Consider the following 15,566-nt stretch of genomic DNA (forward strand, 5'->3'; position numbering starts at 1 on the left):
AAGCTTAACTCAGGTGTTAAAGAGACAATATTTTAGCGAAAATTACCAATTAAGTCTTGCTTTGTTTTTGGTTTTTTTATTAATTTATAATTTAATCAATTGGTTACATAGTTGGTTTGGCAATTGCAATTAGGTTTTTAAACTATTACTTTTGATGAGGGAAGAAAAAATGAAAAAATCGTTATTAGCACTAATTATAATCGCGCCATTAACTTTGAGTTTAACTGGCTGTGTTATAGCAGTTGGTGGTGAAGATGGGCATTCTATGTCTGGAAGTTTTGAAGATAAAGAGTTCGAAAATAGAAAGAAAATTGCTAACATTCAGTTAAATACTACATTTTCAGACGTTGCACGTGAGATGGGTGTAGCGGATTTTAACGAATCATATTTAGATGATGGCAAAGCCGTGAAAGTGGTTTATTACCGTACACAACGGCTACATAAAGATGGCTTAACAACAAAAGACGAATGTACAAAATTAGTCTTTGTAAATAATAGTTTGACGGCGATAGAGCAAGGGATTTAATTACAATTTACTGAACTGATTTATTACAAAGTTTAAATAGGAAAGGGCGATATCATTTATTGATATCGCCCTTTTTTAGGTAAAGATAATACTATCTATCAGTATTTGCTAAAGCATCGTTAGCATAAAAGTTTATGACTTATGTTTTAGCTTTTTACGACGTTTCTTACCTAGTTTTCTCGTTTACTTCTACTATGGTGTGAACTGTTATTATGGCTTTTTTGTCTGTTATCGCTAGAACGCTTTCTCATGTTTTTTTCACTTTTTGAACTGCGTCTTTCGTGGTATGTATCTTTACTTGTAGTGTTCGGTTTAGCGTAATTATTTTCCGAACTTCTACTATGATTAACTGTTTGTTCACGTTGTTTTAAGTGCACTTGTTTATCGACATTTCTTACTGTTTGGCGCTTATCTACATAGTATTTATTTGATGACTTAACAGGCTCAGCACTTCTTACCTTATTACTATGTTTAGTTTGAGATTTATTTTGCTGCCATTCCTTATTTTTATAGGGCTCATGCTTAGCCATAGATTGTTTTTTTACATGTGTTTTGTCAATTTTAACCGCACGATTCACCTGCAGCTTATGCCTAATATTATCGCTTTTATCACTTTTGTATTTACGCTTGTATTTAGAGTTAGCATGCTGAGTAATAGACTTGTTTTTATTACTAAAGTGCTTTTGCTCTGCTCTTAAATTTTTATGCTGCTGAACACTCGGAGTATGACTACGGTATTTTTTTTGTATATTTGAACTACGATAAGCCACACCTTTTCTATGGCGTGGATTGTGCTCCCAACGTTTTGCCTGATAACTTGTTGAGACTTTTTTCTTGCTATGACGTTTGTAATAGCGAGATTTGTGATGATTAACTACCACATGTCGATTGTTCCAATGAACAGCACCAAAAAATAGTCCTACAGTAAGGTGAACAGGGTTATGCCAGTAATAAGGACCGTGATGCGATACATAGTGAACAGGGTGGTGCCAATACACCGGAGGGTAATGGCTCCAACGCCAATCGCCATAAACTAGCCTAGTATCGTAATATGGCACATAAATAATGTCAGGTTGGCTTGATTCAATAATAATTGTTTTGGTTTCACGAACCACATTCACGTTATTCATGTTTTGAAGGTTGCCGGCTTGGTCGGCCTGTTGACGCAATGCTTGAACACTGGCCAGCACTTGTGCTTCATTTTGTAAAAAAGCATCGCCTAAATTGCGCATCCATCGTAAATCTTCACTTAATTTTTTAAGGATGTTTGCAAAAGGTAAAAGTGCTTTAACACTGGCGTCCCAATCTTGATTTTCAGCCGCGTCGGCGAGTTCTTCAGTGCTTAATTGAGTGTTTTTGTTTAACCAGCGTTCGGCGTCAACTACTTCAATAGGGTAAGTTGAAGCAATTAGAATATGGCTAAGCAACGCGTCTGGATATAATGCGATAGGAGCTAGCATTTGTTCAAGCTCAGCCTCAGTAAAACTGTTCACTTGTTCTGTATAAGACTGTTCAACATTTGCCATCACAGGGCTAGCTGTGTTATTCGCTATACTTGGCGCTGAAAATATCAGTGCACTTGATAGTGATATAATTAAATAATTCAGTGACTTGCTAAGTTGTACTTTTTGCATGTTACTTCTCCTAAACATCGTATGATGAAAATCCCCTTGAAAAAATAGCGCCTAGAGTGAGCTACAAGGTGACTTTTTAAGTTATGCATACAATATTACTCTGTGTAAACTGAACGATAGCTGAACAAATTGTAAAGTTAGTCATTAAACTCTTTATGATGGGAAATTCAGCGTAAATTTAGCGCCTTTAAGGTGCTCAGATGTTTCAATAAGCATAGTTCCTTGGTAACTTTTTACTAAGTCACGCACTATGGCTAAACCAATGCCGTGGCCATGTTGATAAGTATCTGCACGAGTTCCACGTTGTAATATACTTTCTCTAAGGGCGGGTTCTATGCCTTTACCGTCATCTTCAATAATAATAGTCATACTATCTTGGTGTTGACTAATATCAAGGTGGATCTCTTTATTTGCTGCTTTACAGGCGTTGTCTAGGATATTGCCGAGTATTTCTAAAAAATCGGCCTCATCACCTTTAAAGTTAGCATCAGGTGCAATAGTTACCGTAAAATTGAGTGACTTGTCTCGATATATTTTGGTTAAACTATTGAGCAGTTTTTGCACGATGGGAGCTACAGCAGTACCTAAGTACCATGAAGATTGTCCTGCACTTTGAGCTTTACGAAGTTGATGCTCTATAATGGCATTAATAATATTGAGTTGCTCTTGTGTGAGTACCGATAACTCTTTTTGAGTTTGCATAACAGCTAACGGTGTTTTTAAGCTATGAGCAAGATCTGAAAGTGCGTTACGATAACGCTGACGTTGTTTTTGTTCCGCATTTAATAACAAATTTAATTGTTCTGTTACTTGAGTTAACTCGGTTGGGTAAACTTGCGAAAGTCGTTCTATTTTACCCTGCTCAACATCACTTAATTCATTGGTTAAGTTTTCTAATGGCTTTAAAGTCCATATTGACCAAAGGTATTGAATGATCAAAAGTACCAACATTAAGCCTGCTAAACCTAGCAGAAGTTGTCGATGAAACTCTGCCATCATCAGTGTTAAATCATTTTGTTGTTTAATTATATGCAATGTCATGGGTAAAGGCTGAGCTTCACTGCCAAAACTTACACTTAAACTATAGACAAAATGCTTATTGTTATCGATATCAGCTTCATAAAATAAACTTTCCCCTAGCGCAGGTTGTTTAAAGCTTGATGGTTGCCATGGTGAAAGTAATGACTGAGAACTCCATAACTTTTCTGTTAACTGTGGTTTGTTCGCCGTGGAATTTTGTTGCCATAATATTGAGTTGGAGCTGAGTACGGCATATAAGCCAGATTGGCTAACATTAAATTGGTTTTCTAATAATTGTTCAGGCATAACCAGGCGGTTATTATCGACTTCAATTATAGCTAAAATAGAGTATGAATAGGCAGAAAGTTCATTCTCTAAGCTAGCAACCATATGCTTTTCGTAGGCATTACTTATAATGAGCCCAACGATGGGCAATAAAATAAATATCATCAACAAGGCGCTAAATAACACTCTTGTTTTTAATGAATTAAATAACTTCTTTAGCGAATTAAACAACTATAAATTGCCTTTCTTTGATTTATTAAAGTGCTTATACACAAGAGAAAAAATTAAATTAAGTGAGATAAGTCTTTTAATAAGTAGCCTTGACCACGCAATGTTTCAATAAATTGATATTGATTGTCGGGATCGAGTTTTTTTCTCAATCGGCGAATAAACACTTCAATTACGTTTGAATCTAAATCAAAGTCTTGATCGTAAATATGTTCAGTTAATTGAGTTTTTGATTTAACTTCACCTAAATGATGCATTAGGTATTCAAATAGTTTGTATTCATAACTACTTAACGAGATAACTTTTTCATCAACGCTAACTTGCATACTAGAAGTGTTAATCGTAAAAGGGCCATTTTCAATTAACGGACTCGCTTGTCCTGTACTGCGACGAATTAATGCATTTAATCGTGCTAATAATTCTTCAATATGAAACGGTTTAGTTAAATAGTCATCTGCGCCAGCATCTAACCCAGACACTTTATCTTGCCAACTTCCGCGTGCAGTAAGTATTAATATAGGATAGGTAAAACCTTGTTCACGTAACGATTTTACTACGCTAACGCCATCAAGTTTTGGTAAGCCTAAATCGATAATAGCGGCATCATAGGGAAACTCTTGTCCCTGAAATAGCCCTGACTGGCCATCATCAGCGACATCAACGCTATAATTGGCCGAAATTAAATGCTCTTTTACATGAAGTTGTAAGTTTTCATCGTCTTCAATGAGTAATATTCTCATCAATTAATTCCCTGAAATACGGCCAGATTGGCCATCAACACTGACAGAAATTACATGGCCATTATCTTTTAGCAACTTCACGCGATAACTAGGATTTTTTTTAGAGCCACTATTGTTTACTTTCAAAACCTTACCACCGAATTTATTTTTAACTATACGTGCTGCTTGCTGAGCACTAATTGACTTGCCTTTATCTGGCTGACCATATCGAGTGTTTTCTATCTTTATATGATTAGGTACTCCATTAATCTTAGCCATGACTGGGAATGCTAATAGTGAAGCTATTACGCTTAGAATAAATAAGTTTGTTTTCATTTAAGTACCTTCTTAAAACTACTTTATCAGACAGTGTAAAATATTGAATGCTGTAATCCAAGTAAGTGTTATTTTAAAGTAGTTAAGCTGAATGCTCTATGAACATAGATACACTAATTATTGACAATAGTTAACTCTAGTTCCGTTTGATTTAGTGTTCAGCTTCGGTTCAGATTAACTTTGGTTAAATGACAGTCATACTATAAATAGAGGTTACTCTTATGTTTGATAAAATATTTAACACAATGCTTATAAAAACCTTAACGAAGACGTTAATTATTAATTTTACGGCGACATTATTACTGTTAAGCCCAATGTCTTTCGCAGAATCAGCAACTGAACTTGGACATACAAGTCAATCCTTTGGCGGGTTAACAAACAACTTAACGACAAAAGAGAAAAAACAACAAATCTATCAAACTAACAGTACTATTAAACCAAGAAATTTAGCTTATAAAGGAATGAGCAGAACCGATGTAAATACGGCACGCCAACAGCAAATTAATTCAGTATCAATACTTTCAACAAAGTCTAATGTTGAAAGTAATTCGGCTTTTTATCACAGCTTTGCTATTTATAGTGGTTACAGCCAACTTATTGAAGACATTGATGAAGATGGATATTATCAGACATTTAGCGTGAGCTTCGATGCTGATATATTATCACCCATAATGAATGAACAAGCTGTTGTTTATGCTGATCTATATTTAAGTGAAAATGGCGGTCCTTGGGTTTTATATTTCTCTACCGATGATTTTGTTATTACGGGTGATGAGACTGCTGATGAGTTTGAAGTTGTTACTCAATTAGACTCTGGCTACATTCCAAATCACTATGACGTTTTAATAGACTTATATGAAGTGGGTTATAATGATGTTGTCGCAACATTTAGTTCAGATGATAGTAATGAGCTTTATGCCTTGCCTTTGGAAAGTAGTGACTATGATCCTGAGTACATAGAAGTTGAATACTACAGTGAACATGGCGGTGGCAGTGCAGTGTTATTTTGTTTGATTATACTTTCATTATTCTACCGAAGAGTTTTTGTTAAGCAGTAAACTTGATAAATCTTGTAAGTGTGAATAGTAAAGAGGTTACTTTATTGTTCGCCTTATTGGGTTTCTGATTCAGCGATAAAGTTTGACCTTATTTCTCATATCCTGATATGGTGAAGGTATAATAATAATAATAATTATCACCATTTATGAGGGATTTTAGATGTCATCAGATGCCATTGATAGTAATCAAGTCGATATAAAAGCCGCTTATCTGTCGGCACAAGATTTAAAGTTAGCTGCATCATTACTTTACCAAGCGTATCATGATGATCCGGTGTTTTTGGAAATATTTTCATCTGACAAAAGTGATTATGAACAACGTCTTCGTGCAGCAATTCGCGAAGAATTAAATGCATTTTGGCAAGCAAAACAGCCAATGGTGGGTTTATATTTAGGCGATAATATTGTTGGTGTCGCTTGCTTAAATAATCCTGAAGATGGTGTTTCTTCTGAGCGATTTTGGCACTGGCGCTTAAAAATGTTGCTTGGTGCAGGGTATTTCAGTACCAAACAAATGATTGAAAAAGAGAAAATTGTTTTAGCTGCTGTGCCATTGAAAAAATTTCACATGCTATCTTTTATTGCTATTCATCCACTGCATCAACATCACGGCTTTGGTCATTACTTAATGGCGGCAGTCAATACTATCTTAGATGAACATAAAGAAAGTGAAGGTGTTGCTGTATATGCAACAAGCAAGAAATACAAAGCTTTTTTTAAGAATGTAAACTATCAATTTATAGAAGAAGTCGAAGTGGGTAATGTCTCAGGCTCTTTGATGGTTTATTATCGAGAAACACCTGAAAGTTAATATTGAATAATTCATTTCACTAACTTATTTAAGCTATAAGCTGCAATCTCTATGAGTTTGCAGCAGACTTTAAAAATAATTTAACGTAATTTATTTAATAACCTCCCAAAAGCTCCCTACCTTTGTAAGACATATCCTACATTAATGTAGGATATAGTGTTCTTTGTATTACTTTAAATCTACCATTCTAGCTTAACTTATTGTAATTAAATGAAAATAATTAAATCGTTCAAGTAAAAAGATAAGTCGTGTTTATTTTTTTGAATTTAAGCACTTTTTAAAATTAGTGCTTAGTCTAATATTATCCCTGTCAGGAAGACAAAGGGATTACAAATAATGGTATGGATTACCAACAGGATGCTTAGATTAGCAAAGAGATTGGATGTCTCACAAGGATAGAAGGAAAAATTGTCAGGGAATTGTTATCAGGATGATAAGAATAGACAATTGATGTAACTAGGACAGTTACTTTTAAGGATAATATGGACAGCAAATGGTTTGCTAGGAAAGGCAAGGGATAGCTCTTTATGGATGAAGCGGGATCATTATATATTTATGCAGGATGCATATAAGCTAGTTATAGAAAAGCGGTTCAATGAGCCGCTTTTTTTTGCCTGAAATTTGATGAAACCTTTATTAGGCATAATCATTGGTTGTATGTGACTGATGATTAATGACATAACAAGTTTATAAAATCTCTCTACCTGATTAGCGCCTGCCAAAATACCTCATCGACTTTTTATTATTTCTAGTAATTCAAAAGTAGATAAATAAGTTAGTTTAATGCATAGCACTTTTAGACATAACACTTTTAGGCACAGCACCTTTTATGCACAATAGACTCTTTGAGGCTTGTGACCTTCATTAAGTACTTTATCATTGCACTTTGAGATCAGCTTGGTATAAAAATAGTTAAAATGGATATTTGCTAAGAATATACGTGTTCATTTGCCTTTGCTTACCTGCTAATATAGCCTTTTGTTATCTGTTTTGAGCCTCTTTTGTCAACAGTATTTTCCGCATCGACCACTACGACTAAAAAAATGAATAAAAACCTTACCTTAAAATCACTTTTCGATCTTCTCGATCAGGTTAAATCATCTGATAAAGCACGCATTAGAAACCGCTTATTAGGCGTTAAAAAAATAACTGATCAAGTGAAACAAGATAAAGCTTTGCAGCAAATAGCTAAAACGATCGAGCAATCTATAGCAAACAAGCAACTTCGCCTGACTAGTTTACCTAAAATTAGTTACCCTGAAGGTTTGCCAGTTTCACAAAATGTTGACGTAATAAGCAAAGCTATTCATGACAACCAAGTCGTGATTATTGCGGGCGAAACGGGATCAGGTAAAACAACTCAAATTCCAAAAATATGTTTAGAATTAGGTCGAGGCATTGATGGCCTTATTGGCCATACACAGCCCAGACGTATTGCTGCAAGAACTGTCGCTAACCGAATAGCGGATGAGCTTAATTCAAAATTAGGTGATGCGGTTGGTTATAAAGTTCGCTTTAACGACCAAGTGGGTGAACAAAGTTATATTAAACTCATGACCGACGGTATTTTACTTGCTGAAATGCAAAAAGATCGTTTGTTACGCCAATACGACACATTAATTATTGATGAAGCGCATGAGCGAAGTTTAAATATCGATTTTATTCTCGGTTATTTACGACAAATTTTACCTAAACGTCCTGATCTAAAAGTGATTATTACCTCGGCGACAATTGATCCTGAAAAATTTGCACAACATTTTGCTAATGCCAGCGGTGTTCCTGCGCCAATTATTGAAGTGTCAGGCAGAACATTCCCAGTTGAAATGCGTTATCGCCCACTGAATGAAGACAGTGACAGCGATGCGGATATTATTTCGGGTATTCTCAATGCCGTTGAAGAGCTTAGTACAGAAAACCGTGGCTCAGAAAGTGATGGCGATATTTTGGTTTTTCTCAATGGTGAACGAGAAATTAGAGATACCGCACGGGCATTAGAAAAAGCTAATTTACGCCATACTAATGTTTTACCGTTATATTCTCGATTAACCGTTGCCGAACAAAACTTAATATTTAAACCACATAGTGGCCGTAACATAGTGTTAGCCACTAACGTTGCCGAAACGAGTTTGACGGTACCCGGAATTAAATATGTTATTGACCCTGGAACAGCAAGAATTTCGCGCTACAGTTATCGCACTAAAGTACAACGTTTACCCATAGAGGCTATTTCTCAAGCCAGTGCAAATCAGCGAGCCGGTCGTTGTGGTCGAGTGTCTTCAGGTGTTTGTATTCGCCTTTATGCGGAAGACGACTTTTTAAATCGTCCGGAGTTTACCGACCCTGAAATACTTCGCACAAACTTAGCGACTGTTATATTGCAAATGTTGGCCCTAGACTTAGGTGAAATTTCCGACTTTCCGTTTGTGCAACCACCCGATAATCGTAACATTAATGACGGCGTGAAATTATTAGAAGAATTGGCGGCGATTGATGCTGATTCAACTCAAGTTAAGTTAACACCAATAGGGCGCTCGTTATCTAAATTCCCTATTGATCCACGTTTAGCCAAAATGATTTTAACCGCGGCTGACTTAGGATGTATTGAACAAATATTCATTATTGTAAGCGCTTTAAGTATTCAAGACCCACGCGAACGTCCGCATGAAAAACAGCAGGCTGCAGATGAAAAACACGGCCGATTTAAAAACAAACAATCAGATTTTGTGAGCTTATTAAAACTGTGGAGTTATGTTGAGGAACAGCAAAAGCTTTTAACAAATAATCAATTTCGCCGTTTGTGCCAGAAAGAGTTTTTGTCGTATGTGCGTATTCGTGAGTGGCAAGATATTTATAGCCAGCTAACGCATTCATTGCGAGAGCTGAAAATACCAATGAGCCGTATCGACCTAGACCTATCAGAAGAGGCTGAAAAAAATGCCACTAATTCGAATCTAGATATCGTACATCAAGCTATTTTGTCAGGTTTGTTGAGTCATATCGGCCAACAAGATGAAAATAGAGAATACAAAGGAGCTCGCGGCAGTAAATTTTTTATCTTCCCAGGATCAGCGCTGGCTAAAAAGTCACCCAAATGGTTAATGGCAGCAGAATTAGTTGAAACTAGCCGTTTATTTGCTCGTATGGCCGCTAAGATAGACCCGTTATGGCTTGAACCTTTAGCACCGCACCTAGTTAAACGCAGTTACAGCGAACCTCATTGGGAGAAAAAGCAGGGCGCTGTAATGGCGTTTGAACAAGTAACACTTTACGGTCTGATTATCGTTGGTAAGCGCAGTGTTAATTTCAATAGAATTGAACCTGATACCTGTCGTGAGATTTTTATCCGTGAAGCTTTAGTTAACGGCGAAAGCATGATTAAAGAAGCATTTTTAAAAGAAAATCGCCAACTGGTTGACGAAATTGAAGTTTTAGAGCAAAAAGCCCGACGTAAAGATTTCTTGATTGAAGAACAGCAGTTAGTCGATTTTTATAATGAAAAACTGCCCGAAACTGCTATTTGTCAGCGTAGCTTTTTAGCCTGGTGGAAGAAACAAAAACAATCTGATGCTAAGTTATTAAACTTCACCAAAGCTTTTTTGTTAAAAGAAAGCGCGGTTAAATTATCAGCTAACGAATATCCGGAAACATGGCAACAAGGCAGTTTAACACTGCCGCTCAGTTATCATTTTAGCCCAGGCGATGCGGATGACGGTATTAGCGTCATGATACCGGTAGGTATTTTAAATCAAGTAGAAAATACAGGTTTTGATTGGTTAATTCCGGCTTTACGACTTGAGCTAATTACCGCATTGATCAGAAGCTTACCTAAGTCATTAAGACGTAACTTTGTTCCTGCACCAAACTATGCAGAAGCTTGTTTGGCGGCAATAACTAACACGGACATAACGTTAATCGCAGCGCTTGAAAAACAGTTACTAAGAATGACTGGCGTTCGCTTACCTGAAGACGCTTGGCAAGGCTCAGAGCTTGTGCCACATTTATTAATGAATTTTAAAATTATTAATGAAAACGGTAAGTTACTTAAAGAAGGGCGTAACCTTGATAGTTTAAAAGATAATTTACAAGGTAAAGTTCAGGCGTCAATTAAAAAGGTAGCTGATAAAGGTATTGAACGTAGCGATATTGCTCAATGGGATTTTAAAAACTTACCTAAAAGCTACGAGAAAAAAGTTGCTAATATCACCATTAAAGCTTTTCCTGCTTTAGTGGATAAAGACAAGTCAGTCGCTATTGAGTTATTTGAACATGAAAGTTTAGCAGAGCAAGCCATGCTTGATGGCGTAAGCCGTCTGATATTGTTGAACATACCTTCACCATTAAAATATTTGCAGGAAAAATTGCCTAATAAAGCCAAGTTAGGTTTGTATTTTAATCCTTTTGGTTCTATAAACGATTTATTGGATGATTGCATCGTTGCTGGCTGTCATTTTTTAGTTAATCAATACGGCGACTTACCACGCGCTGAAACTGAGTTTACGGCATGTAAAGAACATGTTCGTGGCGAAATTGCAGACTGTGTATTAAGTGCGGCAATAAAGGTCGAGCGAGTGCTAAGTTTAGCGCATGATGTTAGAAAGAAAATGAAAGGTAAAATGTCATTAAACCTAGTGCAATCTCACGGCGATATTAAAAACCAATTAGAAAGTATGGTTTTTAAAGGTTTTATCACTAAAGCGGGATATCAACGTTTAGATGATATTGCTCGATACTTAACTGCTATGTTGAGACGTTTAGAGAAATTACAAATAGACCCAAATCAAGACCGTTTGAAAATGATAGAACTCGAAAAGGTGCAAAAAGCGTTAGATGCTGTTGTTGCTCAACAACCTAAGGGGCAGCCTTTAAGTAAAGCATTAGCCCAAACTTACTGGATGATTGAAGAATTACGCGTTTCACTTTTTGCGCAAAATTTAAAAACACCGTTTCCAATCTCAGCTAAACGAGTATTAAACTACTTAAAAGAAAATGCTTAATTTCAAGACACAATGATTTGACAGTGATGGTCACGATTAGTATAAGTAATACAAACTATAAAAAACATTGGAGTAGTAATGGTTAATTACGATGACAAGCGCAACTTTTATCGCATGATGCTAAACAGTGAAGTGACCGTAACTATTATTGATGATGAAGCGAACAGTAAAGTGTTGGCTACATGTCGTGACTTAAGTGCGACTGGCATCGCCATTGAGATGGAACACCCGTTAGAAATGAATACGGCGGTACGTATCAGTGTTCAGTCTGCTAACAATGCAATACAACCTTTAGATGCTAAAGGTAAAGTGGTTAGGATAACTGAAGAGAGCGCAAACTGTTATTTGATTGGTGTTAATATTACTGAAATTGATTAAGTCATGATTAACGATAGTATATAGCTGTAGCTAGACTTAATACTCGCTACAGCTGGTAACTTTCAATCACTATTCAACTTGGCAAACAAGGCCTTTAAGGTAATAACCTTCTGGGTAATTTGACGATACTGGGTGATCTGCTGCTTGGTGCAGTCTATCGACAAAATACGCATTTCGTTTCGCATCTAAAGCCGCATCGGCAACCACTTTTTGAAACAAACTAGACTCCATTAACCCCGAGCAAGAGAAGGTTAATAAGATACCATTTGGCTTAAGTAACTGCATTGCTAACATGTTTATGTCTTTGTATCCTCTACAAGCACCGGTCAGTTGAGCTTTTGACTCTACAAACTTTGGCGGATCTAGAATGATCATATCAAAGGTTCGTTTTTCTTCGCGGTATTGACGCAATAATTTAAACACATCGGCTTTAACGAATGAAATATCTTTATCGCCTAAATTATTAAGTTCCACGTTTTTCTTAGCAAGTTCGAGCGCTGACTCAGAAACATCAACATTAATTACTTCTTTAGCACCACCCGCCGCACAATGTAAGGCAAAAGTACCAGTATATGAGAAGCAGTTTAATACCGACTTATCTTTGGCATATTTACCTGCAGCAAGTCTAGATTCACGTTGATCTAAATAAAAGCCAGTTTTATGACCTTGGGCAATATCAACATGAATTTTAACACCGTGTTCTTCAATAACACATTCTGTTGACGCTTGTGGCTCTGTTAACCAACCTGTTACAGGTTCTAAGCCTTCTTTTTTACGTACATCAACATCAGAGCGTTCATAGATATGACAACCCGGGTAGAGTTTCTTAAGGCACTCAACTAAGGTGTAGCGATGATAGTCAGCTCCAGCACTAAGTAATTGGCAAACAATAAAGTTGTCATATTTATCTATTGTGATCCCAGGCAGTCCATCAGACTCACCCGCAATAAGTCGATAACCGGTTAAACCACCTTTTTCGATAAACCAATCGCGTCTTTTTTGTGCGCTTAACAATTTATTACGAAAAAAATCACTGTCAATTTCTTCATCAATATCAAAACTCCAAACACGAATTCTAATTTGAGATTCAGGTGAGTATGCGCCTTTAGCTAGCCAGTTTCCCTTATTGTCATAGACATCGACTGTATCTCCAAGTAAAGGGTTACCTTTAATTTTGTTGATTGCTTGAGAAAAAATCCAAGGATGTTTTCTGCGTAATGATTTTTCACGAGCAACTTTTAAATAAATTCTTGCTGACATATGGCTATACTTATAATTAACAATGATAATGGCGCGATTTTAGTCAATGCAGGACATGGGTGCAATGTTCTATTTTAACTATTTTTCATTTCAAAAAAGATAATGGAATGAAAATCAAAAATAACAACAACAATTAGTTTGTTTTAAGGTGGAATATAATGAATGAATGTTACATGGCACATGTGAGTGGAAAGGTACAAGGAGTTTACTTTAGAGCCTCTAGTCAGCAAATCGCCATCGTGTATAGTTTAAGTGGATATGCGCGTAATTTAGCCGACGGTGATGTAGAGGTGTTAATGTGTGGTGAAATTCAAAATATAGAAAAAATGATCGAATGGCTTGAGGTTGGGCCACCAGAAGCCGAAGTTATAAATGTTGCCGTTAATAAAGTACCATGGCAAGAGCATCACTTTTTTTCAATTAGTTAAGTGTGGTTAAATAAAAAATACGTTAGCGCTGATATTGCAATTCAATTAAGGCAAACTATCAGGTCATTCAATCATTCATTCAATCAATTAATTAATGGGAAAGATATTGCGTTATATAGCCTTTAATGAACATCAAGAACTCAGTTTTAAAGAAACTGAAAAGCCCACCATAAATACTGATGAATGTTTGATTAAAGTCAGAGCTGTAGGTGTTAATCGCGCGGATATTTTACAAAAACAAGGCAATTATCCACCACCACCAGGCGAGTCAACTATATTGGGTATTGAAGCCTGTGGCGAACTCGTTGCTATGGGTGATCAACACAGCGATTGGCAAATTGGTGACAAGGTTTTCGCTATTGTTCCCGGTGGGGCATATGCACAATACGTTAAAGTTAAAACGGCTCACTTAATAAAGCTTCCTGAAAATTTAACTTATGCACAAGGGGCTGCAATAGCTGAAGTTTTTTTAACGGCTTATCAGTGTTTATTTACAATTGCTGAGTTAAAACCTAATGCGAAGGTGCTGATTCATGCAGGTGCGAGCGGTGTTGGTACAGCTGCTATACAATTAGCCAAATATTTAAATTGCCATGTAACGGTAACCGTGGGTAGTGATGAAAAAATAGTTGCCTGTAAGGCGTTAGGCGCTAATGAAGCGATAAACTATCATCAAGTAGACTTTGTTGAATGGGCAAAACAGCATAAACAAAGTTTTGATGTAGTTTTAGATGTTGTGGCAGGCGAATATGTTAATAAAAATATTAACGTATGCGCACTAGATGGGCATATTGTTATGCTTTCTATGCTAGGTGGACGGTTTGCCAATAACATTGATATAGCTAAAATGTTATTGAAACGAGTCAATTTGCACGCGACGACTTTGCGCAGCAGAAGTGATGAATATAAAACCAAACTCATTAACGCCTTTATTCAAGATTTTTATCAGTGTTTTGAATTAGCTTCAATCAGTCCGGTTATATACAAACAATATAGCTGGCAAGAAGTAGACGTTGCTCACCACGTTATGTTGAATAATGAAAATATTGGCAAAATAGTATTAACGATAGATTAAAGTTATTCATTGGGTTTATTGATGATAACTTTGGTATCTAACTTTCTTACTTTTACATCAACACCCGCTGATACTAAGTTTTCAAAAAAGTCATATATCTGGCAACTGCTAACTTGTTTGCAGATAATTTCATATTTTAGAATTGCGGGTTTATGGCTTTGTAACGAGGCTTGGTTTAGCCAATACAGTGCCTTGTTAAGATCTTTTTCAACATATTGCCCGTTAATATACATTTCTGCTAAGTTTACCTGTCCCGCAGCAAAGTCGTAATTTGCTGATTTAGTAAATAATTCAAATGCTTGTTGCAGGTTAGTTTCACTGAATCGTTCGTTAAGAAAAGCTTCACCTATTAAATTATCTCTGCGCCCTTGTATGTATATACTGCTACGTATTTTTCTTTGTTCTGGACTAATCCGTTGGCCGAAAAGCTTATCGCGCACTGGGCGCATGGCTTGATAAATTGCACCATCATCGAGTTTTTGTAGGATTTGTTGGTGTTTATAATCATAGCGTTTAACTTCGAAATATTTTTTATAGGTTAATTGACCATAGTAAAGGCTATTAATCACCGCGTGGTGGTTTGGATAGTAAAAACGGCCATACGTTAAGGTAATAATATCACCGGTTATATCAACTACCTTGGCAAGTCGGTACTTTTCATTCGGTCTGAGATCATGACTTAAAAGGCGAAAATCTAAAAAATAAATATCATTAACTTTTGGCGAGGAGATTATTTCAAACGTTTGTTGTTTTTCTTGATTGTTTTTATAAATGGTATGGTAGCTGTAATAGGCTAAACAAAGTAATACGGGGA

The 15,566-nt window shown here is 36.3% G+C and carries 13 protein-coding genes; 7 read left to right on the forward strand and 6 right to left on the reverse strand.

The annotated features are described in order from the left end of the window. Positions 1–169 precede the first annotated feature (169 nt). The gene (locus tag H4J50_RS15840) at positions 170–526 is read left to right on the forward strand and encodes a DUF3192 domain-containing protein (RefSeq protein ID WP_162533778.1); all 357 of its coding nucleotides are present in this window, start codon (positions 170–172) and stop codon (positions 524–526) included. Positions 527–696: 170 nt separating this feature from the next. On the opposite strand, the gene H4J50_RS15845 is transcribed toward H4J50_RS15840, so the two are convergent. The 4 genes from H4J50_RS15845 to H4J50_RS15860 form a co-directional block, all read right to left on the reverse strand. Next, positions 697–2,160, reverse strand: coding sequence for a DUF3300 domain-containing protein (locus H4J50_RS15845; RefSeq protein WP_182257320.1), 1,464 nt, complete (start codon positions 2,158–2,160; stop codon positions 697–699). A gap of 153 nt (positions 2,161–2,313) precedes the next feature. Beyond that, positions 2,314–3,696: an ATP-binding protein gene (locus tag H4J50_RS15850; protein WP_259366273.1), complete on the reverse strand. Its 1,383-nt coding sequence runs from the start codon at positions 3,694–3,696 to the stop codon at positions 2,314–2,316. Between the two features lie 53 nt (positions 3,697–3,749). Then, a complete protein-coding gene (locus H4J50_RS15855) occupies positions 3,750–4,433 on the reverse strand; it encodes a response regulator transcription factor (RefSeq protein WP_182257321.1) in 684 nt (227 codons plus the stop codon). A gap of 3 nt (positions 4,434–4,436) precedes the next feature. After that, positions 4,437–4,691, reverse strand: a complete 255-nt coding sequence (locus H4J50_RS15860) for a PepSY domain-containing protein (RefSeq protein WP_404842758.1) — start codon at positions 4,689–4,691, stop codon at positions 4,437–4,439. Positions 4,692–4,969: 278 nt separating this feature from the next. Between H4J50_RS15860 and H4J50_RS15865 the strand changes: the two genes are divergently transcribed. The 4 genes from H4J50_RS15865 (at position 4,970) to H4J50_RS15880 (ending at position 11,989) form a co-directional block, all read left to right on the forward strand. Further along, a complete protein-coding gene (locus H4J50_RS15865) occupies positions 4,970–5,806 on the forward strand; it encodes a choice-of-anchor H family protein (RefSeq protein ID WP_182257322.1) in 837 nt (278 codons plus the stop codon). Positions 5,807–5,966: 160 nt separating this feature from the next. Then, positions 5,967–6,617, forward strand: a complete 651-nt coding sequence (locus tag H4J50_RS15870; RefSeq protein WP_108456424.1) for a GNAT family N-acetyltransferase — start codon at positions 5,967–5,969, stop codon at positions 6,615–6,617. A gap of 1,043 nt (positions 6,618–7,660) precedes the next feature. After that, positions 7,661–11,611, forward strand: coding sequence for an ATP-dependent RNA helicase HrpA (gene hrpA / locus H4J50_RS15875; protein ID WP_182257327.1), 3,951 nt, complete (start codon positions 7,661–7,663; stop codon positions 11,609–11,611). Positions 11,612–11,689: 78 nt separating this feature from the next. Continuing rightward, positions 11,690–11,989 (forward strand): PilZ domain-containing protein, encoded by a 300-nt coding sequence (locus tag H4J50_RS15880; protein ID WP_108456423.1) that lies wholly within the window; start codon positions 11,690–11,692, stop codon positions 11,987–11,989. A gap of 69 nt (positions 11,990–12,058) precedes the next feature. Here H4J50_RS15880 and H4J50_RS15885 read toward each other — a convergent pair whose 3' ends face one another. Next, positions 12,059–13,249, reverse strand: a complete 1,191-nt coding sequence (locus H4J50_RS15885; RefSeq protein WP_108456422.1) for a class I SAM-dependent methyltransferase — start codon at positions 13,247–13,249, stop codon at positions 12,059–12,061. 158 nt (positions 13,250–13,407) lie between these two features. Here H4J50_RS15885 and H4J50_RS15890 point away from each other — a divergent pair, with 158 nt between their 5' ends. Together H4J50_RS15890 and H4J50_RS15895 are read left to right on the forward strand one after the other, a co-directional pair. Further along, positions 13,408–13,677 carry an acylphosphatase gene (locus H4J50_RS15890; RefSeq protein WP_182257323.1) on the forward strand — a complete coding sequence of 90 codons (270 nt, stop codon included), beginning with the start codon at positions 13,408–13,410 and terminating at the stop codon, positions 13,675–13,677. 106 nt (positions 13,678–13,783) lie between these two features. Continuing rightward, positions 13,784–14,752, forward strand: coding sequence for an NAD(P)H-quinone oxidoreductase (locus tag H4J50_RS15895; RefSeq protein WP_259366274.1), 969 nt, complete (start codon positions 13,784–13,786; stop codon positions 14,750–14,752). A gap of 2 nt (positions 14,753–14,754) precedes the next feature. Here the strand turns inward: H4J50_RS15895 and H4J50_RS15900 are convergent. Then, on the reverse strand, positions 14,755–15,566 hold an 812-nt coding region (locus H4J50_RS15900), incomplete at its 5' end, for a tetratricopeptide repeat protein (protein ID WP_182257325.1).

It is taken from the genome of Colwellia sp. 6M3, assembly GCF_014077595.1.
Taxonomy (GTDB): Bacteria; Pseudomonadota; Gammaproteobacteria; order Enterobacterales; family Alteromonadaceae; genus Cognaticolwellia.